Consider the following 19,665-nt stretch of genomic DNA (forward strand, 5'->3'; position numbering starts at 1 on the left):
TAATCTTGCTTGGCAAGAGTAAATATACTGTTTTACAATAATTTTTTCGTAAACCTGCCTATTTTTATTTTTCTGGGAATATTTTGTGTACCAAAGTGACTTAAAAGACGCCGAATGGTTGATAATAAAGAATTATTTCAACCCTAGTGATAAACGAGGCCGCAAATCGAAACATGATAAAAAAACAATTGTGGATGCGATTTTGTATGTCGTGAAAAGCGGCTGCCAGTGGCGGATGATGCCAAAAGATTTCCCCCCGTGGAAGACGGTTTATGACCATTTCAGCCGCTGGAATAAAGCAGGCGTATGGGAATGTGCCCTAGATAAGCTAAACGAGCAATATCGCCACTCAAAAAAAAAGAAGGGTGCCCAGTTATGCGATTATTGATTCCCAAAGCGTTAAAACGGTCTATGCCAGCGAAGAAAGAGGATTCGATGGCGGTAAGAAAATAAAAGGCAGAAAACGGCATATTATCGTTGATACATTGGGGAATTTACTGCATGTGTCGGTACACAAAGCCAATATCAACGACACGAAAGCGGGCGTTGCTGTATTCGAACGAGCCGCTGAAAAATATCCATCAATCAAAGCGTTTTCGGGGGATGCCGGCTATCGGGGCACAGCAGTAGAATTTGTTGAAGAGCGATTAAAACTGAAATTAAACATCTCGACAAAAATTAAAGATGTCTTCGCGGTCTTGCCTATACGGTGGATTGTTGAACGTACCTTTGCTTCGCTTAATGGGTTTCGGCGCCTGGCAAAGGAGGTTGAAATCCTTACCGCCACCGCTGAAAATATATTCAGAATTGCTATGGTACGTCTTACTCTTGCCAAACTACGATGAAATTATTTCAAGACAGCCTCTGAGACTGTACTCTGGGTTTTACAAATTCAGGGGGAATATATAGATCTAAACCTATCGTTCCACACCATTCTCTGAAATCTTTTAAAGAACTGACACCTGCTTTATCATATATGACCCTTAGGTTATTTTCTATCGTCTTTTTAGCACGGCAAAGTCTATCCCCCACCATTTTAGCTGTCATGGGCTGTAATATAAAAAATATCACTCTAAGTTCTTTCTCGGTAAAGAGGGTCGTGGGAGGAGTAAGCGTTAAAACAGAAGGCGTTCGCTGGTTCACATATTGAGAAAGAGAAATAAAATTTAACTTGCTTGCATTTGTTAAAGTACCTATACATTCACCCAATTTATTGTAAATTGGAAATCTTGGAAGGTAATAAGGTTCCAGTATTTTTTTTCGCCCATAAAAATTAGTTGAGATAATAGCTACACGCTTTCCGGTCTTTTCTGCTTTTCTGTCGTTTGCTTGGTATTCTGCGGCGAATTCTGCCCAATCAGCCGGGCATTCGTTGTCCAATTTACCTTCAATGTTAAAATTAGCGGGTAAGCCTAAGAAATCAAGCCCCGCTTGATTGACATATACATATCGTGATTGGCAGTCTCTTATAACCCATGGTTCATTGCTATGTTCTGTGATTGAAATGAGTGGTAATGAATTTAGAGATTCTACAACCAAATTTTGAGAGTTTTGTATTTTATCTGATTTAATTTTATCCATCATATATCTCCTAAGACTAAAACAAAACCCTGAGTGACAACAGAGAATTCAGCAAATCTCTAAGTCAGAGTAAGTACAATTTACTCCTGTAAAAAGTGAGTTTCAAGAGTGTGTGTATATTTTGTTATTTGGTTTTTCCGTCGTGAGGTTTGAGCTACCGTTCAAAGATAATGCATTTGGTTTTAAATATTTTGACCTATGTGTGTTTTGATGGCTTTGTTGCAGTATTAAAGTCTCGGATCTTTTGATGTTCTTAGGTAAATCGAGGAGACTTATGATGTCGTTATATATCCCACGTTTTTCTTCGAGGGAATAATTATCTGTGTTAGAGAAAATGTGTTTTCGGAGAGTGATAAAGCTTATTTTCATCATAAGTGGTCGAGTAGCCCAAGGGAATCTCACCCTTATGCTCTCCTATGGTACCCATAGTTGCAGAATAAGCACAAAGTTCCTACGTACGGTTTAATGTTCTGTTAAAAAAGTGAAGAAAAAAGGTATCAAGTACTCTATATGGAAAACATCCAGATAGTATCTTGTTCAAATGGAGGAACATAGGTGAAGTAAGGTGTGTGACACGTTTATTGATGAACACGAAGAAATGAAGAATAGATTGCTAATGCTGAATAAATTAAGAAAACCGCTATGGTAACTGATCACTTAATTGAGGGCACTAAACCAGAATCTGAAGTAGAGTCAACTTGCTTATATTTATTTTTATATTCGACAAACTTTCAGTCATATGGAGCATTAAGTACTGATGTTGAATATGTTATGTAACATGGTAATGCTTGTGAAGCAAATAGTGGAAAATTATGAATGATGAATGTGACATAATTAGTTTTGGGTTCCATTATAATTAAATTTATAAAGTGGATGTATGTAAAATTTTAAGGATAAATACTGTAATAATAATATGATTGATATTCTATATCACATTATGTATTTATTTTCTTTGTAAGACTGATACCAGGGAAAACATTATAACTAGTTATAATATATCATATTAATGATGGATGCTAAATTTTGTTTTTGTAATACAAGTTTTTCAAAAAATTAAAATAATTATTAGTCTTCTTACAAATAAAAATTAATTGGAGGGAGATTTATTTTTTATGAAAAAGATGGCGGTTTCGTTAAAATCATTTTCCCTTATTTCTATAATGGAACACAGTGAAGATATTTGGGGAATAAAAGATTGTGAATCACGGTTTATTTATACCAATCGTGCTTTTCGTAAATTTTTAAATATCCCTGATAAATTTAAAATTGAAGGAAAAAGCGATGATCAACTTCCCACACCGGTCGCGGAATTTGCTGAAGAATTGAAAAAACAGGATCAAGAAACTATCAGCAGTGGGCAAAGAGTAACTATCATTAAAACCCATTTTTTTGGTCGAGAGAAAAAGTTGCAACCTTATTTGTATGAAAAATTTCCGCTCTATGATGAAAATAATGAGTGCGTAGGCACGGTGTTTTATGGCAAAAAAATGGATTTTGTTTCACCACAGCAATATGCGAGCAGGATCACCCCATCAGGATTAAAGGTGGCTCCTCCAATGAAATTATTTAACAAGTTCATATTTTTCATATTACAGTCGATGAGTGCTAAGGAGATCGCGAGGAAACTTTCTCGCTCTCATCGAACGATAGAAAATAATTTATGCAGGATGTACCAAAAATCGGCAGTCAGTTCCTTGAAAGAATTTAGAAAATTTTGCCAGAAAACCGGATTTGATCGTTATATTCCACCTGAATTTATCCCGCTTGGTATCCAGTTTATTGAAAATAGGGAGGCGTCATTATGAGCAATCGACAAAGTAGAGCGAGAAACCGAGAATTAAGATATAAGATATTAGATAAAAAGAGAAATGAAAATAAAAAATTATTTTATAAATTATATAGTGTCGTCATGAGATCTTGAGCCATAGAGCAAGGCATCGTATTTGTACAGCAGCGAGAAAAGAGGAGGTATTTTTTGCATAACGAGTAGCAATACCTCGCCAGCGCTTTAGGTGCAGAAAAGCATTTTCCACGAGATGTCGATGCTTGTAGAGCGCTTTATCGTACTCACGTTGAATTTTACGATTCTTTTTAGGTGGTATTACGATTTGCATGCCGGCTTCTTCTGCTTTTTTAATGATGTTATCACTGTCATAGCCCTTGTCAGCCAACAGATATTCTGCTGCAATACCTTTGGTTAAATTCGTTGCTTGCTGACAATCTGCTGTGGTACCTGATGTAATAAAAATTCTGACCGGCATACCATGCGCATCCACGGCCAGATGTATCTTACTGTTGAGCCCCCTTTTGTGCGCTCCATATCCTGATTACCGCCTTTTGCGCCTGCTGCATGAGGGTGAACTTTGCTATGAGTGGCATCAATCATCAGCCATTCAAAATCTGGCTCCACAATCAGCGCTTCGAGCAGAGACTCCCATAGCCCCTTGTCACGCCAGCGGCAAAACCGGCGATGAGTATTTTTCCAACCGCCATAATCAGGCGGTAAATCACGCCAGGGAGCGCCGGTTCTCAATATCCAGAAAACAGCATTAATAAACTGCCTGTTATCTCTGGCTATGCCACCCCAAGTGCCTTTTCTCCCCGGGAGATGAGCTTCCAATAGGCTCCAAACATGATCGGATATATCGTGGCGGCGATGGGCTAAATTCATTCCCGAATCATCTTTCATTATTGAATCATCTCAACAGTTGTCGTTATTTGTTACATGATAATATATTTTTTATTACGTGACGACACTACTTAATAAATTGGCTAAAGAAAAAAAGAAAGCCAGAAAATCGCTATTTACCAAATATAAAATAAAACGCCTTTCCTAGAGGTATAATAAATTATTCACTGTTCGTGATGAATATAGAAAAGAGAAAAAAAGAATAAGTGCTGAAAATTTGCGATGCGCTTCGCAGATTATAAAAGGGATGAAGGATTTATTTTAATAATAAGAGTTAACGTGAAGCAGTCATGCGCTGCACGGGAAATCCTTGCCGTTTTATTACATGAAGACATTTTTATTATTTATTCGTGTTTAACGCAGGGCTTTGTATTGCCTGCATTTAGAGAAAAACCCCTTTTCCAATAGGGGATAAAGCGGACAGAAACTGTCAGCACAGATTGGATAGCCGGGCTTGGGGCGAGAACAGGATGTTTTTCGACGAACAGGGCGACTGGTTCGAATTCAGGGATCAGCAATCCAAGTAACAAAAGTGAATTCACTCTGCGTCCACGCAAGTGGGCGCAGGACTGAGTTTTCTTGGCAAAACAGGCAATCAATTTGTTTGGATACAAGGGAGGAACCCTCATGAAAACGACCTTGACCCCGGAAAAAAGAGGCTTATGCACTATAACTCCTTGCGATTTAAGGGACAAATTCGCAGGCTATTTGAATACGTTACCGTTGCATCAGGAGGCCGGCAGGGATCATGCTTTTTGTGAGGAAGCGCTTGACGGGTTGTTGGAGCTGTTGGATCAGGTTGAAGCGGGCTTGGGGTCGTTTGACGAAAGGTAAATTCAGACCGCTACAGCCAATCCCTAATCCTTAGCGGGATGATTAAACCGATTTTTTAAAAATTTGAATTAAAACGGATTTTTTAGATCCGCAACGCTCGCCGCAAGAATGGCCTTCGCTTTGCGAAGGCCGTTCGAGGAAGCGGAATATCATCTGGTGTCAAAAAGGAACTCGGTCACTCTTTGATAAAAAAGTAAGCACTGGGGTTGTGTTTTTGGCTGGCGGAAGTCGTAAGAATATAATAGAAGGAGGTAGTGGTATTTTTTTATTTAAATTCAATTAATTATAATAATTATTTATCCTCATATTATTAAGGAACATTAGTCCCCAATATGAGGATATGTAACACAGGGGTAAATTTTTAAGTATTTTTTATTAAAAAATTAATACCTTAAAAATACGGCGTATGTATACAATATAATAGAATGAGAATATATATATAATTTATTGAAAAATAACATTTTTATAAAACTTTTTATAACTGAGATGATTATAAATTATAACTGGCTCAGTTAATGTTTATAACCGTCTCAGTTAAGCTAGTGTAGAAATAGAAAGGTATCATCAATTAATAAATTGATATTAAAATAATTTTTTATTGTTGATATGCTCATGTTGTGCACCTCTTCAGCTCATGAGCTATGAGCACTAATGAGTTTACTTAAATTTTTTTGATGCATGTTGACTCACCCTCGGTTTTGATTAATACTCTAGCTATATTGCCTCATATGAGAGCACTCATAACTCATAAATGAGCACTTATAGGCTCACGGGATGCGCACCATGGAAAAAGAATCAGTTGATGATCTAAGGAAAAAATTATCAAAAACAAGAAATCTACTTAATCTAACGACTGATAAGTTGAATGACGTTATTGCTGAGCAGCGCAGGACAAAGAATTTTGTTCCAGGTGGTTACTATATGATGTCTCGTGAGGCTGAAAAAAACTTGAGAGCTTTACAGCAAGAAAGCCCAGCAGCATCACTAGTATTTAGTATAATTCGGGAACATATGCAGATTGGAACAAATGCAGTAACTATATCCAATAGAGCCTTATGCAAAATTATAGATAAGTCTAGAGCAACTATCACAAGGGCAGTATCTCATTTAGCCAAGCATAACTATGTACAAATAATAAAAACAGGAAATGTTAATACTTATGTGGTGAACGAAAAAATTGCTTTTTCTGGAAGTCCTTTTCAAAGAAAGGCTGTTTTTTCGGCAACTATCGTCGCGCATGAATGTGAACAGGAAAAAGGATGGGAAGAAGTTAAGAAACTTAAAGCTGTACCAGTAATTTATAGTGAAAATGAAATTAGTTATGACTAATTAATCGCTACTCGCAGGTGAGCCAACACCTACGAATAGCTAATCCAAAACCTAACTAAACTAGGAGTCGGACTATGAAAAAGTCTACCTTCCGCGTGCTCATATGTGAAGCACAACCTATCATACTGGTGTTGTTTGCCCGTATTTCGCACAACTTGACCTTGCGTCAACGCACACATCTCCTGAAGTTGGGAGGTGCAGCATGAATAAATCCCTGATGTTGACCTGCCTGCACAGTACTGATCCCTGTGGTCTCACTGATGCCGCATCCACGATTTATGCCAATCCACCGCTGTGTGAGCTGCTGGGCAAGACTGATAGCACAGTTCCGTCTCACGCGATGACTGTCTTTCAAGCGCAAGAGAAACAGACCCGCACCCAGCAGTCCCTCTTATCCGTGCTCAATATCCTGCCTTATGGACTTGAACAGATAATACGTTTATATGAACGCCCTGGGCAGTAAGCAAAAAACCCGTGACATGATAATGTTTCCGTACGAAATATATGTACGAATTACATCATAGGTACGAAAGCACTTTATCTGCGAGGGGTAATCCAGAAATCAGAAGCTTAAACGCGATTTTACGTGTTATGGGCTTGCGTCTTGCTGTTCAACCTATCACTACTAATGAAATTAGGCCGTGACCTCTTTGGCGATAGCATTCAATAATCTGGCCTTAAGAGGAGAGCATAAAAAAATCTGGGCAATCATCCAAATCATTTCCATTGACGATAAAATCATTAACCTATTTTGAGTCTACTCAACCACGACTCGATGAAAACGTTCTTCCGTATAGTTACTGGGAATTTTGATCAAAACTTTCCAAGTTTTCAGGTTATTATAAATACGTTGTCCAGTCATAAAACACAAGTGTAATTAATCGCTTGTATTTTGCATATAGTTGGCGTAGGCTGCACCATAGTTGGGTTATTGCAACCTGGCATATACCTGTCTTGTTTTATAATACTCACTGAGTTCACTAAATAATTATTAGCCTCCCTAAGCAATTTTTTTACACCATAAATAATGCTGAAATGAAAAATTATTAAAAATATTATTTCATAAAATAATGCACCCAACGTGTTTGTTTTTTAGTTACCTCTAATAAATTAAAACTAAAATAAATTGAAGCCTCGTTGAAGATTTTTAGTATTCAAAAAATAAAGCTTATTCGCGATTATCAAATCATGACCGCTATTTTATTCGTTCTCACACTCGCTGATTAATTCGCAGTAATAGTTGTCTTACTCACCTTTTTTGTTCTGAATAAATTTTCATTTTCATCAGGGACTAATTATTTAAATTGATAAATCTGACTGTTGATGCTGGATAAGTGCGCTTATCAGGAACCGGCCAATCATTTTATGCCCGATATGGAAATATCGAGCCAATCACCGCGCGTTAATCGCGCTTTTTTATATTTAAGGAGAGAATATGAGTGATAAGTATGAGTTAATTGAACCACGAGAAATTGATGGTGTGACGTTTTACAGAATTAGAGCATTGAAGTATTTCGGCAATCAGTATCCAGGATCAGAGGGGGGATTGATTGAAAAAGTGGCTAATCTCTCGCAAACAGGTCTCTCGTGGGTTGGCTATGATTCACGGGTTTATGGTGATGCTCGCGTGTTTGACGATGCCCATATCGGAGCCAGAGTCGGAATCGCAGTTAATGGAAGTGCTGTAAGAGTCTACGGTCAAGCACAAATATATGACCGAGCACTCGTATTTGGAAATGTACAGGTGTACGGCCAGGCACAAATATATGATCAAGCATGGGTGAGTGATGGCGTGTGCGTCTACGGTGAAGCACAGATCTATGGTTCGTCCAATGTGCATGGCTACGCGCAGATCTACGATAAGGCACAAGTATTTGATTGTGCAACTATTTTTACCAATGTAAGGGTAAACGGCAATGCGAAAGTCTACAACAATGCACAAATCTACAACAAGCATCCAGGGGACTATAGCACTCCCAATTTAATAGGGCCACATATATGGGGTAATGCAAGAGTCTACGGCAGTGCTCGAGTACACGGATTAATGGATGGCAATTCACAAGCGTACGGCAAGGCGATAAACGATGGGAGCATTCATGACGACGCACAACTGTATGGTGACGCTTATCTGGATGGGAGTCTAAAAGGTCATGCAAAAGTGTATGGTAATGCGCGAATATACGATGCAAATATATACGGTAATGCACGAGTGTACGGTAGCGCGTGTGTAGGTCGCACAAAGTCGCGAGGATATGATCGAATAGATATATATGAGAATGCTAAAATATACGGTAATGCTCGAGTAATGGGTAATACGACAGTGCGCGGTAATGCGCGAGTTTTTGGCACTGTACAGGTAACAGACACAGCAGTTAATGTTATAGCAGAGGATACACAGATATCGGATACTACGCCGAGTGTGAACGAAGCGACAAACGTTAGCAGGGGGAGGGCGGTAAGCCCAATCCCTAGAAAAAATGCCTAAATGGTCGTCAGGTGTCTTATCCCTAAAGGTACAGACCTAAGAGCGGGGGCTTTGTTTACTGGTCGAAGCACGAAGACAAGCACGAACAAAATACTTTGGTACTGTTAGGATCATTTAGCTGAACCAGTCTGGTTTAAGTTATTGATGTTATCTAAACAGTACCACATATCACCGGTTCGTTAAAAGCATACTTAAAACAAACTATTGTCCTGCCCTTTACGCCAGCTTCCTTGCATCCGTTCAAAAGTTATCCTATAGTACAACATTAACGTAGGGAGAATAATGTTTACCATTGATTTTCATAAAAATGCGGTTAAAGAAATAAAAAAACTACCGTATAGCCTTCAAGTTGAAACTATGTCACTTATCAGCCTGCTACGAACAGAGGGTCATCAGTTAGGGCTCCCTCATTCAAGAGCAATGAAAGACGGACTGTTTGAACTCAGAGCATCAGCAAAGGATGGGATAGCCAGGAGTCTGTATTTTTTTCAGAAGGGTAAAAAAATTTATGTTCTCCATGTTTTTCAGAAAAAAACGCAACAGACCCCTGAGCAAAATTTAGCATTGGCGAGAAAACGTAAAAAAGAGGTTGAAGAATGAATACACAATCCTTCGATAATGTAATGAAAGAGATAGAGGAAATCTCCCCGGGCTTTATTCGAGATGTAGAAAGAAGGGCTACAGAAATTCAGGAAATTAATCAGCTAATCAATATTCGTCGTATGGCTGGCTTATCTCAGGAAGAGGTTGCAACACGAATGGGAACGGATAAAGGAAATATCTCTAAGCTAGAAAACAACCGCTATAATCCATCTATCAAAAACTTACGCTACTACGCAGACGCCTGCGGATACTCCCTTTCTCTGATGTTCAAACCAAAATCGAACAAACCACCAGAAGAAAAAGAAACTGCGGTTTTTCCTTCAATAAATCCATAAAAATTATAAAATTTGGGTTTTCGTCTGTGACCATCTGGCTATCGCTCTGGTCGACCTGTATGTTTAACCCAAGGATTTAGGAGAGGAACGCCCGTCGTCTCGAAATCAACTATATTCCGCGTAACAACAGTCATCCCGTGAACAATGGCGGTGGAGGCAATGAGGGCGTCCCGCTCAGCACAAGGGTTAGGTACATGCAATCGGGCACAACACAGTGCGACCGTGGCATCTATCGACAGAGTTCGTTCAGAAAATTCAGGCAGAACATGAGTATCAAACCATGTGCGAAGCATTTTACCTTGTAAGGGATCACGACGCTCAACCCGTAAGACGCCGATTTCCAACTCCATAATAGTCACTGCTGAAACGTAGAAGCCCGCGGCGTCTGTATGGGATAACCACCTGCAGACGTTGGTATCTGCTTTTCTATCCCCGACTTTGCGCAATTCGGAAATGATGTTGGTATCAAGCAAAAACATCATAGGAATTCCACCGTGCGACTTTGGATGGTAATCCCTTGAGGTTCAAAATCGATATCCGCCAGCCCAGACATAGCCAGTGCCTTAACGATATTCCTGCGATTTCCAGTAATCCGTTGATATTCTTCAATGCTTAATAACACATGGGCGGTCTTTCCGCGATCAGTAATGAACACCGGGCCTTGTCTGGCTGCCTTCTTCGCACGACCAATGTCCTGATTGAGTTCTCGACTAGATAACGTTGTAATAGTCATGGAAGCCTCCTATTTAACTTATTATATATAGTTACATTACTACAATTTGAGCCAAAAAACGCTTAAAAACTGAATTGATCTGACAATACTGGTTGGGTATCTCTAACATTAAACACATGACCGTCGCATCATTTAGGGTTTTCGTCGAGTAGCGCTAGTTTTCCGTACCACTGAGAATCAAAGGCCATTGCAAGCATAAGAACACTAGTATAATTAATCGCTTGTATTTTGCATATAGTTGGCGTAGGCTGAACCATAGTCGGTTTTTTAACCTAGCATCTCTCTATCTTGTTTTATAATAATGACTGAGTTCACTAAGTAATTATTAGCATCCCTAAGCAGTTTCAATGCTGAAATAAAAAATTATTAATAAACATACACCCCGTATTACCACTGCCAAAGTTCTTATTTTTTGTAGTTACCTCTTAATTTAATAAAAACTAAAATCAACTGAAGCTTCGTTGAGGATTTTTAGTGTTTCTATTTTCAAAAACTAAATCTTATTAGCTGCTATCAAATAATTACCGCTATTTTATTCGTTCTCGCATTAGCCGATTAATTTGCAGTAATAATTATCTTACTAACCCTTCTTTTTTGTTCTGAATAAATTTTCGTTTTCACCAGGGATTAATTATTTAAATTAACAAATCTGATTGTTGATTTTGATAAGTGCGATTATCAAGATCCAACTAATCATTTTATGCCCGATATGGAAATATCGAGCCAATCACCGCGCGTTAATCGCGCTTTTTTATATTTAAGGAGAGAATATGAGTGATAAGTATGAGTTAATTGATCCACAAGAAATTGATGGTGTGACGTTTTACAGAATTAGGGCATTGAAGTATTTCGGTACTCAGTGTCCAGGATCAGAGGGTGGGTTGATTGAGAAAGCAGCTAATCTCTCGCAAACAGGTCTCTCGTGGGTTGGCTATAATTCACGGGTTTATGGGGATGCCTGTATCGGAATTGAGGGGGGGGTGATGTAAGAGTCTACGGTCAAGCACACATATATGGCAACGCACGCATATTTAGAAATGTGCAGGTGTACGGCCAGGCACAAGTATATGACCGAGCACAGGTGAGTGAATACGCCCGCGTTTACGGTGAAGCGCAGATCTATGGTTCGGCCAATGTGTATGGCTACGCGAAAATCTACGATAAGGCACAAGTATTTGATTATGCAACTGTTTTTACCAACGCTCATGTATACGACAATGCGAAAGTCTATAACAATGCACAAATCTACAATGCGGATCCAGGGAACCATACAAATGATTTTAATGCGCCACGTATACATAATAATGCGACAGTCTATGGAAATGCTCGAATAGACGGACTTATGGAAGGCAATTCACAAGCCTACGGCAATGCGATAATCCGGAAAGCAAGAATTACTGCCAATGCGCAACTGTATGGTGACGCTCATGTCAGTGGTGGGCTTGTAGGATCCAATGCGAAAGTGTATGGTAATGCACGACTAGTATATGCATTCTTGTTCGGTAATGCACGAGTGTACGGTAATGCGTGTGTAGAAAGTACAGGTGGGCTAGGATATAGTAGTATAGAGATAGATGAGAATGCCGAGGTATACGGCAATGCACGAGTAATGGGTAGTACAAAAATACGCGGTAATGCGCGAGTTTTTGGCACTGTGCCAGTAATAGACACCACAGCTATAGTTATAGAAGGGGATACACAGATATCGGATCATACGCCGAGTGAATGTGAAACGACCACGAGCACTACATAAAAAACCACAAAGGGAAAGGGCGGTAAGCCCAATCCCCAGAAAAAACATCGAAATGATCGTCAGGTGGCTTATTTGATCAAAATAACAATCCAATGAGCCACCTGCCTCAATTGCTTACTTGATGGGATTGGGTTGACGCCTAATAACCCCAACAAGGCCTAGCATGCGCTTGACAAGCCAACGAGATGTTAGCTAATGCACTACTGGCAATAAGAGGAATAGGCTGTTGACCATAACAGTGATAGGCAGAAACAGCATTTCGAATGAGAGTTGGCAAGGCATCTAGAGGATATTCGGCTGCTGTTGATTGCTCATCAATCGGGACAGGGTGCTGCCAATCGTTGTTTTGAGTCATTTCTTTACGGAAACTTAGTGAAGCATCTGTTAGGTTCATTGAATTCAATTAGGTTATATATTGTTTTATCGCCCCGTTTACGCGATAGCGGCAAATTTTAGACCAGTTGCATGAACAACCTGTTTCATGGTTTTCAAGGTAGGATTGCCCTTCGGTGAGAGAGCCCTGTAAAGGCTTTCACGTGATAGACCCGCTTTTTCGGCAATCATCCCCATTCCACCACGTGCTTCAACAATGTGGCGAAGTGCTAACAGGAAACCCGCTTCGCCGCTTTCCTCATCCAGCTCTTCAAAAGCAGCATGAAGATAAAATTCGGCAAAATCAGGGTCGTTACGTATCATTTCGATAACCGTTTCATCGTGACTACGTGATTTGTTCATTATTTCCTCCGTTGGAAGTCTTTCCAACACTCAACCGCTTTGTTGATGTCGGCCTGCTGTGTTCGCTTATCACCCCCGAGTAGCAACAAAACTACTTTCTTGCCCGTTAGAGCGTAATAGACTCTGTATCCTGCTCCTTGGTCTATACGAAGTTCCCATACCCCGCTGTCAACAGGCTTACAATCTCCGAAGGCACCTGCTGCTACTCTGTTAACCCTGGTGGTTATTCGAGCCTTAGCGATTCTATCATTCAGGTTGTTTAGCCAATCTTGGTACAGATCTTTACCTTCTGGTGTTAAATAATGGATAATTTCGTTCATAAGGACAATTTTAGCTTAAAAGCTACTCTATAATAACGAAGATTATTAACTATTAATAGGTGATATTTTAATAGAGTATTCATCCTGCTATACCTATTGGATTGGATGTGACTCCAAATCTTGTTGGACTTTTCTATCGTTTGTTTTAATGCACCGATTTTCATGGCTCTGTTCCAGTTCATTGTGGCTGGGAGTGATTTCTTTGGCTTCAGAGTGGGTACGGTATTTACCTTTGTATTATTCAGGGAATACTGGGCTGCTTCAAACAGCAATATTCCGCGTTCTACCGGTGTGTAACCGACGTTTTGCAGTTAATAATGAAATCATGATTTCATTAATTCATTTTAGAACGATACATATCGTAACCCGCTAATAGCAGCTCTGTGATTGTTATCCCCTGCTCTGCTGCATAAGTCTTGATCTCTTTGTGTTTTGCCATTGTTATCTTTATTTGGATAGGCTTAACTGTTCCATCAGGTTGTGAACTTTTACCTGTCATGTTCAACGTAGGTTCATTGTCAGCCGGTGGCGTCAGCTTGGATTTTATTTTTGGCGGCATAACCATAATTTTTTCCTTTCAGCTCAAAAAACAAAGCATGATATCATGAATTAATTATATCATGCTTTGATGAATTAATTAATTCATCAATTTCATCAACCATCTCTTGTGCTTTTTCGTTGAGGGATGAGTAGGGCGTTTCCGTCAAAGCACGGCCTTTATCAAGCGCTTGACCATAAGCGTTCTGGAAATAGATAATGCTTTTAAGCGACTTAAAACCCCATTCTGTGATCGTAGCGATAGCTTTTATTGCTTCTGCTTCAGATGGAGCTTTATTGATAGAGAAAACCAAATGGTTTTTATCCAGCCCCCCTTTGACCAGCTCACGACCCAGCTCTAAGGATGGTTCAAGGTCATCTACCGTGGCTCCTGTAGTTAGTACCACCAAATCCGATCCTTTGGATATCTCCAAATATGAATGCTCAGCGGCAGGACGTCCATCAATGATAACGAGATCTAGATCATGCTGATGGCTTACTTTTAAAGCAGACGCTGCCCTGCGGTAAACTGCACAATCGACAGAATTAAGGCCATTATCTTCACGTCTTTTGCACCATTTCATTGTCGTCTGTTGCTTTTCATCTAAATCAGCTACATGGACACGCCAGCCGCCATTAATGAACCCGACGGCAGTTGTTCTGGCTAATGCGCTTTTGGATACCCCACCTTTTTGGCTCAAAAAACTTATTATCACGCTTGCTTACCTCAATCATGAAATAATGATTTAATGGTTTAATGATTATTTAAATTATAATCTATTCTTAGAATAGCTTCTTTTATTCCCATTGTGAGTTAATGTTATCGATATCAAACAGAGTAATGAAATAATGAAATAATGAAATAATTATATGCGATAAGTTTTAGAATGAAATCATGATTTCATTTTAAAATATTCTGCTTCGATTGTTGCTACATTTCAGACAGTTAAACTCAGTACCCTCAATTGATAAGTGTTTTTCCCTACATAGATGCTAGTTTCTCGCTATTCCCCGAATGTTTTTTCTTTCACTATATCCCGTTCCAGCTTCTGCAACCGGTCAGAAGACAGAGTTGTTTGGGCAACCTCTTGCGTACCATTATCTTTACTTGATAGATCTGATTTTAATGTATTCTGTGTCACTTCTTCTTGGATGCTCTTCGCTGCTTTCTCGATAGCTATCGCCTGATTTTCTTGCTCAGGCTGTAGTTGTGCAATCTCTCTGTTTTTTTTCTCTTGTTCAGCGGCCTGTTTTTCCACCTCATCGAAGATAAAAGGTAGGGGGTCATCGGGTTGTGTTGTCAGCGCTAATGATAAAAGACCGTAAATTGCTAATTTAATTTGTCCACTCAAGCCAGAATGCAGTTTCCTTTGTGGTGACAAAGCCATGAGGGAAATAAGCATGCTAAGAAGAGAGGACCACTACATGATAAAACAACGCCATCAACAGGGGGCATTTATTGTTGATATTGCCCATCAGATAGGGTGTTCAGAAAAAACGGTGAGACGGCACATTAGCTATCCTGCGCCGCCAACAGCAAAACGCGGTAAAAAACAGGTTGCTAAACTCGAGCCCTTTAAAGACTACATCGATTCAAGGTTGAGTGAACAGGTTTGGAATGCGGCGGTTATTTTTGAGGAAATCCGTGAAAAAGGCTACCGGGGTGGGAGTGCGATGCTCCGACGTTATATACATCCCAAACGTCCGCTCAGGGCCTCGAAAAACACGGTACGCTTTGAAACCCTCCCCGGTTATCAACTTCAACACGATTGGGGAGAAATCATCGTTGAGGTGGCAGGCTCTGCCTGTACGGTTAATTTTGCCGTTAATACGCTCGGTTTTTCGCGTCGCTTTCATGTCTTTGCTGCCCCTAAGCAAGATGCTGAGCACACGTATGAATCGCTGGTTCGCAGCTTCAATTACTTCGGTGGCAGCGTAAAAAATGTCTTGGTAGATAACCAAAAAGCCGCTGTTATCAAACATGGACAAAATGGCCACATCGAGTTCAATGCGGGCTTCCTGCAACTGGCTAATCACTATGGGTTTAGCCCTCGCGCCTGTAAGCCTTATCGACCGCAAACGAAAGGCAAAACCGAACGGATGGTGGGCTATGTTAAACACAATTTTTTCACTCGCTACCGTCAGTTTGAGAGTTTCGCTCATGTTAATCAACTGCTAGCGATGTGGCTGGCGAAAGTGGCAGACCAGCGTCATCTTCGTCAATTCAAGCAGACACCGGAAAATCGTTTTGCTGAGGAAAAAATAGCCTTGATGCCACTCCCTGCGACTGATTTCGATACCAGCTACTTCGACCTACGACAAGTGGCATGGGACAGCTATATCGATGTCAGAGGTAATCGCTATAGCGTGCCTTCATTCTGGTGTGGTCGTGCGGTTAATATTCGTATCGGTTTAGATAATACGCTACGTATTTACGGCGATGAGCAACTGCTCGCGACGCATCTCTTGCAGGAGGTAACGCAGGGCTGGCAAAAGGTGCCAGAACATCATCAAGCCCTTTGGCAACAGGTCAATCGAGTAGCGTCTCGTTCGCTCAGTGTGTATGAGGAGCTACTCTGATGGAAATGGAAAACTTGTTGATACGGTTAAAAATGGATTACCTGGGCGATGCGTTGGAGAGTTTATGTGAAGAAGCCACCAAGAAAGCACTGAACTACCGTGAATTTCTCCAGCAGGCATTAGCCCAGGAATGGAACGGGCGTCACCAAAAAGGCTTGGAATCGCGGTTAAAACAAGCACGTTTGCCGTGGATAAAAACCTTGGAGCAATTTGACTTTACTTTCCAACCAAGTATAGACAGGAAAATTATCCGCGAGCTGGCGGGGCTGAGGTTTGTCGAACATCATGAAAACGTCATTTTGTTAGGCCCACCTGGGGTAGGGAAAACGCATTTGGCGATAGCGCTGGCTGTCAAGGCAGCTACAGCTGGGCATCGGGTATTGTTTATGCCTCTGGATAGACTCTGCTGTACCTTAATGAAGGCAAAGCAAGAAAACCGTCTGGAACGCCAACTTCAGCAACTGTGCTATGCCAGGGTATTAATACTGGATGAAATCGGGTATTTACCGATGAATCGCGAAGAAGCTAGCCTATTTTTCAGGTTATTGAGCCGTCGTTATGAAAAGGCGAGCATCATTCTCACATCAAATAAAAGTTTTACTGATTGGGGGGACGTATTCGGTGATCACATTTTAGCAACTGCGATTTTAGACAGGCTTTTACATCATTCAACCACATTGAATATTAAAGGAGAAAGCTATCGACTCAAAAATAAACGCAAAGCAGGCATGTTGCCTATAAAAACGACTGATATTATCCAGGCGCCTGGAATAGAAACCCAACAGGAAAATTAGCAAAAACTGGACATTTTAAAGTAGCAAAAAGTGGTCAATCTAAAGTAGCGTTGACAAAAGGATACCCCTACAGAAAGGGCAACATCACGGTAAGCATTTCGCGTCAGCAGCATCGGGTTAACAGAATCAGTTATAACTGTTGACCCTATTTTCAGGTTCTCTCTGGCTAATTCATACGCGACAAAATAACCAGCAGATCCCATTTCTTTATCTCCTTCTTCAGCTTCTCGAATAGCCTGTTCTATAGTGTCAACACGTAAGTAAACTGCGTTCAGCTGTTCGGATAATGTATACGCAATAGTACTTTTTCCACTTCCCGGTAAACCACTAAAAATGATTAACATGACTTGATACCTCTGATTACCAATAAGAGCCTAATCTAGGTTTCCTTGACTTTCCTGTCGGTAGAAGCTCTAAATCCGGCATACCTGAGAGCAATTGTACCCGGTAGGGTAATCTTTGCAGTTTCGTGGATACTCCGCTTTTTACTCTGCCGATAGTACAATCCCAATAATGCACATCGGCATTACTGTATGCCTAAATGGCACACAATTTGACATAGGCTGATTTTGTATGTCATAGTGATAAATGATTGAAATTTACCCCTATTGAAGACGCAGGTAAAATTATGACCACTCATGCAGAACGTAAAGAAACCCGTTTAGTTGCGCGAACCTCCACAGAAATACAAAAGATCATACAAAGGGCGGCAGATTACTCCGGTGCCACCCTTTCACAATTCCTTATTGAATCTGCAATGGATAAGGCTCGCCATGTGATTGAACGAACTGAAACGTTTCACCTTTCGATGGCCGGTGCAGATGCATTGTTTGCTGTATTGGAAAATCCTCCAAAAGCAAGCAAGAAGCTTCTTAAGGCAGTACAGGGCTACAAGGATACAATGAATGCCCATAACCATTGAAGCCATCACCCACCAACACAATCGCAAAGTATTTGATTGCGGTATCAATGAATTAAATCAGTTTCTACAACAACAAGCACGGCAGAAAACCGTAAAAAATATATCAAAAACTTACGTGGCTTGCTCAGATGCAGCTCCCACCACTATCGTCGGTTATTACACGCTAACCGGGTATTCAGTCACAACTCCGCCCACCCATAAAGAGTATAAAAAATATCCTCATCCCCTGAATGCCGTAAAACTGGCTCGTCTTGCTGTTGATCGTTCTCATCAGGGGAAAAAATTAGGCGAAATGCTATTGGTTGATGCGATCTATCGAACAGTGCTAGTTGCGCAACAAATATCAGCCATAGGACTCTTTGTTGATCCTATGACTCCTGAGGTCATTCCGTTTTATCAACAGTATGATTTTTTACCCGCTGAGCAAAGCGATCCTTCATGTCTTGAAATGTGGCTGCCTATTAAAACCTGTATAGAGGTTACTAATACCTTGTTGTAAGCAATCGATAGGAAAATACAACACGACTCATTCCCAGGCGAAATACATCAACACAATAAACAAGCTTTTTATGCTCTCGAAAGAGCTCTTCCCCAAACAATGGAAAGCATAAAGTAGAGGAAGCGACATTGTTTTCTGAATTGTTCGAGACAACCCCTGAGTTTTGGTTAAACCTCCAGGCTGCTCATGATCGTTGGGAAGCGCGTGAAACCCTTCAAAAACGTCCCCCAATGCGGCCAATTATGGAAATGCTGGGACGGCGTATCTCACACGTATGATCCTGCTCAAATAAAAAAGAGTAATAAAATCTTGTATTACTGACAATGGTCAGTACAATAAACAGAAGGGAGTGGAATTATCCACTACCAACCAAAGCCCCCGCGGGCAGGAGATTTAAAATGAATGTACAAGAAGCCCTAAACGTTTTTGGTTTATCCGGTGAATTGACCGAGCAAGACATTAAAACGACCTATAAAAAAATGGCACTGAAATATCATCCAGATCGTAACCCTTTAGGTGACGAAATGATGAAAGCCGTTAATGCTGCTTTTGATTTTTTGATCGCGAACATCGACAAAATCAACCAATTTCAGAGTAATGACGAAAGCGCCCGTTACAACTACGGCGAGGAATTGGAAAATGTATTAAATATCCTTTCTTGTCTGGCGGGCGTGATTTATGAGATCATTGGTAACTGGGTTTGGATCAACGGTGAAACCCACGAACACAAAGACACCTTAAAGGAAATGGGCTGTAAGTGGGCGGTAAAGAAAAAACAGTGGTTTTACCGCCCAGAAGAGCATAAAAGCCGCTTTAACCGCAAAGAGCATACGCTAGTGTCAGCGCTAATGATAAAAGACCGTAAATTGCTAATTTAATTTGTCCACTCAAGCCAGAATGCAGTTTCCTTTGTGGTGACAAAGCCATGAGGGAAAT

The 19,665-nt window shown here is 40.4% G+C and carries 26 protein-coding genes and 2 pseudogenes; 16 read left to right on the forward strand and 12 right to left on the reverse strand.

The window, feature by feature from the left end:
- The first annotated feature begins 85 nt into the window (after nucleotides 1-85).
- Both AACL30_RS11670 and AACL30_RS11675 read left to right on the forward strand, forming a co-directional pair.
- Nucleotides 86-388 carry a transposase gene (locus tag AACL30_RS11670; RefSeq protein WP_240313955.1) on the forward strand — a complete coding sequence of 101 codons (303 nt, stop codon included), beginning with the start codon at nucleotides 86-88 and terminating at the stop codon, nucleotides 386-388.
- Nucleotides 366-845, forward strand: coding sequence for a transposase (locus tag AACL30_RS11675; protein ID WP_240313954.1), 480 nt, complete (start codon nucleotides 366-368; stop codon nucleotides 843-845). The genes AACL30_RS11670 and AACL30_RS11675 overlap by 23 nt, the downstream gene beginning before the upstream one ends.
- Nucleotides 846-852: 7 nt before the next feature.
- On the opposite strand, the gene AACL30_RS11680 is transcribed toward AACL30_RS11675, so the two are convergent.
- Nucleotides 853-1,581 (reverse strand): PAS domain-containing protein, encoded by a 729-nt coding sequence (locus tag AACL30_RS11680; RefSeq protein ID WP_119797950.1) that lies wholly within the window; start codon nucleotides 1,579-1,581, stop codon nucleotides 853-855.
- A gap of 1,112 nt (nucleotides 1,582-2,693) precedes the next feature.
- On the opposite strand from AACL30_RS11680, the gene AACL30_RS11685 reads away from it, so the two are divergent.
- Nucleotides 2,694-3,386: a helix-turn-helix transcriptional regulator gene (locus AACL30_RS11685; RefSeq protein ID WP_339056766.1), complete on the forward strand. Its 693-nt coding sequence runs from the start codon at nucleotides 2,694-2,696 to the stop codon at nucleotides 3,384-3,386.
- 102 nt (nucleotides 3,387-3,488) lie between these two features.
- On the opposite strand, the gene AACL30_RS11690 is transcribed toward AACL30_RS11685, so the two are convergent.
- Nucleotides 3,489-4,252, reverse strand: a protein-coding gene (locus AACL30_RS11690; RefSeq protein ID WP_422389587.1) for an IS5 family transposase whose coding sequence is annotated in 2 segments (ribosomal slippage) — nucleotides 3,489-3,892 and nucleotides 3,892-4,252 — 765 coding nt in all. Because the reading frame shifts where the segments join, the coding sequence is not laid out codon by codon here.
- Nucleotides 4,253-4,614: 362 nt separating this feature from the next.
- Nucleotides 4,615-4,938, reverse strand: a complete 324-nt coding sequence (locus AACL30_RS11695; protein ID WP_339056767.1) for a hypothetical protein — start codon at nucleotides 4,936-4,938, stop codon at nucleotides 4,615-4,617.
- Between the two features lie 949 nt (nucleotides 4,939-5,887).
- On the opposite strand from AACL30_RS11695, the gene AACL30_RS11700 reads away from it, so the two are divergent.
- From AACL30_RS11700 to AACL30_RS11725, 5 genes are all read left to right on the forward strand, one after another.
- Nucleotides 5,888-6,433, forward strand: coding sequence for a plasmid replication initiator-like protein (locus AACL30_RS11700; RefSeq protein ID WP_339056768.1), 546 nt, complete (start codon nucleotides 5,888-5,890; stop codon nucleotides 6,431-6,433).
- Between the two features lie 202 nt (nucleotides 6,434-6,635).
- Nucleotides 6,636-6,896, forward strand: a complete 261-nt coding sequence (locus AACL30_RS11705) for a hypothetical protein (protein WP_339056769.1) — start codon at nucleotides 6,636-6,638, stop codon at nucleotides 6,894-6,896.
- Between the two features lie 972 nt (nucleotides 6,897-7,868).
- Nucleotides 7,869-8,918, forward strand: a complete 1,050-nt coding sequence (locus AACL30_RS11715; RefSeq protein ID WP_339056770.1) for a hypothetical protein — start codon at nucleotides 7,869-7,871, stop codon at nucleotides 8,916-8,918.
- A 282-nt stretch (nucleotides 8,919-9,200) separates the two neighbouring features.
- Nucleotides 9,201-9,518, forward strand: coding sequence for a type II toxin-antitoxin system RelE/ParE family toxin (locus tag AACL30_RS11720; protein WP_339056771.1), 318 nt, complete (start codon nucleotides 9,201-9,203; stop codon nucleotides 9,516-9,518).
- Nucleotides 9,515-9,856, forward strand: a complete 342-nt coding sequence (locus AACL30_RS11725) for a helix-turn-helix transcriptional regulator (RefSeq protein WP_339056772.1) — start codon at nucleotides 9,515-9,517, stop codon at nucleotides 9,854-9,856. Before AACL30_RS11720 ends, AACL30_RS11725 begins: the two co-directional genes overlap by 4 nt.
- A gap of 38 nt (nucleotides 9,857-9,894) precedes the next feature.
- Here AACL30_RS11725 and AACL30_RS11730 read toward each other — a convergent pair whose 3' ends face one another.
- The gene (locus AACL30_RS11730) at nucleotides 9,895-10,335 is read right to left on the reverse strand and encodes a type II toxin-antitoxin system VapC family toxin (RefSeq protein ID WP_339058467.1); all 441 of its coding nucleotides are present in this window, start codon (nucleotides 10,333-10,335) and stop codon (nucleotides 9,895-9,897) included.
- Nucleotides 10,335-10,589 (reverse strand): type II toxin-antitoxin system Phd/YefM family antitoxin, encoded by a 255-nt coding sequence (locus AACL30_RS11735; RefSeq protein WP_339056773.1) that lies wholly within the window; start codon nucleotides 10,587-10,589, stop codon nucleotides 10,335-10,337. The genes AACL30_RS11730 and AACL30_RS11735 overlap by 1 nt, the downstream gene beginning before the upstream one ends.
- Nucleotides 10,590-11,359: 770 nt before the next feature.
- Here AACL30_RS11735 and AACL30_RS11740 point away from each other — a divergent pair.
- The 3 genes and pseudogenes from AACL30_RS11740 (at nucleotide 11,360) to AACL30_RS11745 (ending at nucleotide 12,342) form a co-directional block, all read left to right on the forward strand.
- Nucleotides 11,360-11,578 (forward strand): hypothetical protein, encoded by a 219-nt coding sequence (locus tag AACL30_RS11740; protein WP_339056774.1) that lies wholly within the window; start codon nucleotides 11,360-11,362, stop codon nucleotides 11,576-11,578.
- A 20-nt stretch (nucleotides 11,579-11,598) separates the two neighbouring features.
- Nucleotides 11,599-11,643 (forward strand): annotated as a pseudogene (locus tag AACL30_RS16525) (hypothetical protein); the annotation flags it as partial.
- A 288-nt stretch (nucleotides 11,644-11,931) separates the two neighbouring features.
- Complete coding sequence (locus tag AACL30_RS11745; RefSeq protein WP_339056775.1) at nucleotides 11,932-12,342, forward strand: hypothetical protein; 411 nt, start codon at nucleotides 11,932-11,934, stop codon at nucleotides 12,340-12,342.
- A 139-nt stretch (nucleotides 12,343-12,481) separates the two neighbouring features.
- Here the strand turns inward: AACL30_RS11745 and AACL30_RS11750 are convergent, their stop codons facing one another.
- From AACL30_RS11750 to AACL30_RS11775, 6 genes are all read right to left on the reverse strand, one after another.
- Complete coding sequence (locus tag AACL30_RS11750) at nucleotides 12,482-12,697, reverse strand: hypothetical protein (RefSeq protein WP_339056776.1); 216 nt, start codon at nucleotides 12,695-12,697, stop codon at nucleotides 12,482-12,484.
- Nucleotides 12,698-12,774: 77 nt separating this feature from the next.
- Nucleotides 12,775-13,077 (reverse strand): addiction module antidote protein, encoded by a 303-nt coding sequence (locus AACL30_RS11755; protein ID WP_339056777.1) that lies wholly within the window; start codon nucleotides 13,075-13,077, stop codon nucleotides 12,775-12,777.
- Nucleotides 13,077-13,397, reverse strand: coding sequence for a type II toxin-antitoxin system RelE/ParE family toxin (locus AACL30_RS11760; protein WP_339056778.1), 321 nt, complete (start codon nucleotides 13,395-13,397; stop codon nucleotides 13,077-13,079). The genes AACL30_RS11755 and AACL30_RS11760 overlap by 1 nt, the downstream gene beginning before the upstream one ends.
- A 334-nt stretch (nucleotides 13,398-13,731) precedes the next feature.
- Nucleotides 13,732-13,962, reverse strand: coding sequence for a hypothetical protein (locus AACL30_RS11765; protein ID WP_339056779.1), 231 nt, complete (start codon nucleotides 13,960-13,962; stop codon nucleotides 13,732-13,734).
- A 37-nt stretch (nucleotides 13,963-13,999) separates the two neighbouring features.
- Nucleotides 14,000-14,650: a ParA family protein gene (locus AACL30_RS11770; RefSeq protein ID WP_339056780.1), complete on the reverse strand. Its 651-nt coding sequence runs from the start codon at nucleotides 14,648-14,650 to the stop codon at nucleotides 14,000-14,002.
- A gap of 288 nt (nucleotides 14,651-14,938) precedes the next feature.
- Nucleotides 14,939-15,337, reverse strand: a complete 399-nt coding sequence (locus AACL30_RS11775; RefSeq protein WP_339056781.1) for a hypothetical protein — start codon at nucleotides 15,335-15,337, stop codon at nucleotides 14,939-14,941.
- On the opposite strand from AACL30_RS11775, the gene istA reads away from it, so the two are divergent.
- A complete protein-coding gene (istA, locus tag AACL30_RS11780) occupies nucleotides 15,336-16,514 on the forward strand; it encodes an IS21 family transposase (protein WP_339056344.1) in 1,179 nt (392 codons plus the stop codon). The two genes, AACL30_RS11775 and istA, sit on opposite strands and share 2 nt — an antisense overlap.
- Nucleotides 16,511-17,308, forward strand: a complete 798-nt coding sequence (istB, locus tag AACL30_RS11785) for an IS21-like element helper ATPase IstB (protein ID WP_339058365.1) — start codon at nucleotides 16,511-16,513, stop codon at nucleotides 17,306-17,308. The genes istA and istB overlap by 4 nt, the downstream gene beginning before the upstream one ends.
- Before the next feature lie 50 nt (nucleotides 17,309-17,358).
- Here istB and AACL30_RS11790 read toward each other — a convergent pair.
- Nucleotides 17,359-17,652: pseudogene (locus AACL30_RS11790) on the reverse strand (AAA family ATPase); the annotation flags it as partial.
- A gap of 248 nt (nucleotides 17,653-17,900) precedes the next feature.
- Between AACL30_RS11790 and AACL30_RS11795 the strand changes: the two are divergent.
- The 3 genes from AACL30_RS11795 (at nucleotide 17,901) to AACL30_RS11805 (ending at nucleotide 19,607) form a co-directional block, all read left to right on the forward strand.
- Nucleotides 17,901-18,230, forward strand: coding sequence for a DUF1778 domain-containing protein (locus tag AACL30_RS11795; protein ID WP_339056782.1), 330 nt, complete (start codon nucleotides 17,901-17,903; stop codon nucleotides 18,228-18,230).
- Nucleotides 18,214-18,729, forward strand: coding sequence for a GNAT family N-acetyltransferase (locus AACL30_RS11800; protein ID WP_339056783.1), 516 nt, complete (start codon nucleotides 18,214-18,216; stop codon nucleotides 18,727-18,729). Before AACL30_RS11795 ends, AACL30_RS11800 begins: the two co-directional genes overlap by 17 nt.
- 398 nt (nucleotides 18,730-19,127) lie before the next feature.
- Nucleotides 19,128-19,607: a J domain-containing protein gene (locus AACL30_RS11805; RefSeq protein WP_339056784.1), complete on the forward strand. Its 480-nt coding sequence runs from the start codon at nucleotides 19,128-19,130 to the stop codon at nucleotides 19,605-19,607.
- Nucleotides 19,608-19,665 lie beyond the last annotated feature (58 nt).

It is taken from the genome of Candidatus Regiella endosymbiont of Tuberolachnus salignus, assembly GCF_964020115.1.
In the GTDB taxonomy this organism is placed as follows: Bacteria; Pseudomonadota; Gammaproteobacteria; order Enterobacterales; family Enterobacteriaceae; genus Regiella; species Regiella insecticola.

Excerpts from the sequence above, each read along its gene's own strand:
- AACL30_RS11800 (WP_339056783.1), top strand. The coding sequence starts at position 18,214 with ATGCCCATAACCATTGAAGCCATCACCCACCAACACAATCGCAAAGTA.
- AACL30_RS11765 (WP_339056779.1), bottom strand. The coding sequence starts at position 13,962 with ATGGTTATGCCGCCAAAAATAAAATCCAAGCTGACGCCACCGGCTGAC.
- AACL30_RS11715 (WP_339056770.1), top strand. The coding sequence starts at position 7,869 with ATGAGTGATAAGTATGAGTTAATTGAACCACGAGAAATTGATGGTGTG.
- istA (WP_339056344.1), top strand. The coding sequence starts at position 15,336 with ATGCTAAGAAGAGAGGACCACTACATGATAAAACAACGCCATCAACAG.
- AACL30_RS11750 (WP_339056776.1), bottom strand. The coding sequence starts at position 12,697 with ATGACTCAAAACAACGATTGGCAGCACCCTGTCCCGATTGATGAGCAA.
- AACL30_RS11760 (WP_339056778.1), bottom strand. The coding sequence starts at position 13,397 with ATGAACGAAATTATCCATTATTTAACACCAGAAGGTAAAGATCTGTAC.
- AACL30_RS11775 (WP_339056781.1), bottom strand. The coding sequence starts at position 15,337 with ATGCTTATTTCCCTCATGGCTTTGTCACCACAAAGGAAACTGCATTCT.
- AACL30_RS11755 (WP_339056777.1), bottom strand. The coding sequence starts at position 13,077 with ATGAACAAATCACGTAGTCACGATGAAACGGTTATCGAAATGATACGT.
- AACL30_RS11730 (WP_339058467.1), bottom strand. The coding sequence starts at position 10,335 with ATGTTTTTGCTTGATACCAACATCATTTCCGAATTGCGCAAAGTCGGG.
- AACL30_RS11745 (WP_339056775.1), top strand. The coding sequence starts at position 11,932 with ATGGAAGGCAATTCACAAGCCTACGGCAATGCGATAATCCGGAAAGCA.
- AACL30_RS11725 (WP_339056772.1), top strand. The coding sequence starts at position 9,515 with ATGAATACACAATCCTTCGATAATGTAATGAAAGAGATAGAGGAAATC.
- AACL30_RS11680 (WP_119797950.1), bottom strand. The coding sequence starts at position 1,581 with ATGGATAAAATTAAATCAGATAAAATACAAAACTCTCAAAATTTGGTT.
- AACL30_RS11735 (WP_339056773.1), bottom strand. The coding sequence starts at position 10,589 with ATGACTATTACAACGTTATCTAGTCGAGAACTCAATCAGGACATTGGT.
- AACL30_RS11705 (WP_339056769.1), top strand. The coding sequence starts at position 6,636 with ATGAATAAATCCCTGATGTTGACCTGCCTGCACAGTACTGATCCCTGT.
- AACL30_RS11740 (WP_339056774.1), top strand. The coding sequence starts at position 11,360 with ATGAGTGATAAGTATGAGTTAATTGATCCACAAGAAATTGATGGTGTG.
- AACL30_RS11685 (WP_339056766.1), top strand. The coding sequence starts at position 2,694 with ATGAAAAAGATGGCGGTTTCGTTAAAATCATTTTCCCTTATTTCTATA.
- AACL30_RS11720 (WP_339056771.1), top strand. The coding sequence starts at position 9,201 with ATGTTTACCATTGATTTTCATAAAAATGCGGTTAAAGAAATAAAAAAA.
- AACL30_RS11805 (WP_339056784.1), top strand. The coding sequence starts at position 19,128 with ATGAATGTACAAGAAGCCCTAAACGTTTTTGGTTTATCCGGTGAATTG.
- AACL30_RS11700 (WP_339056768.1), top strand. The coding sequence starts at position 5,888 with ATGGAAAAAGAATCAGTTGATGATCTAAGGAAAAAATTATCAAAAACA.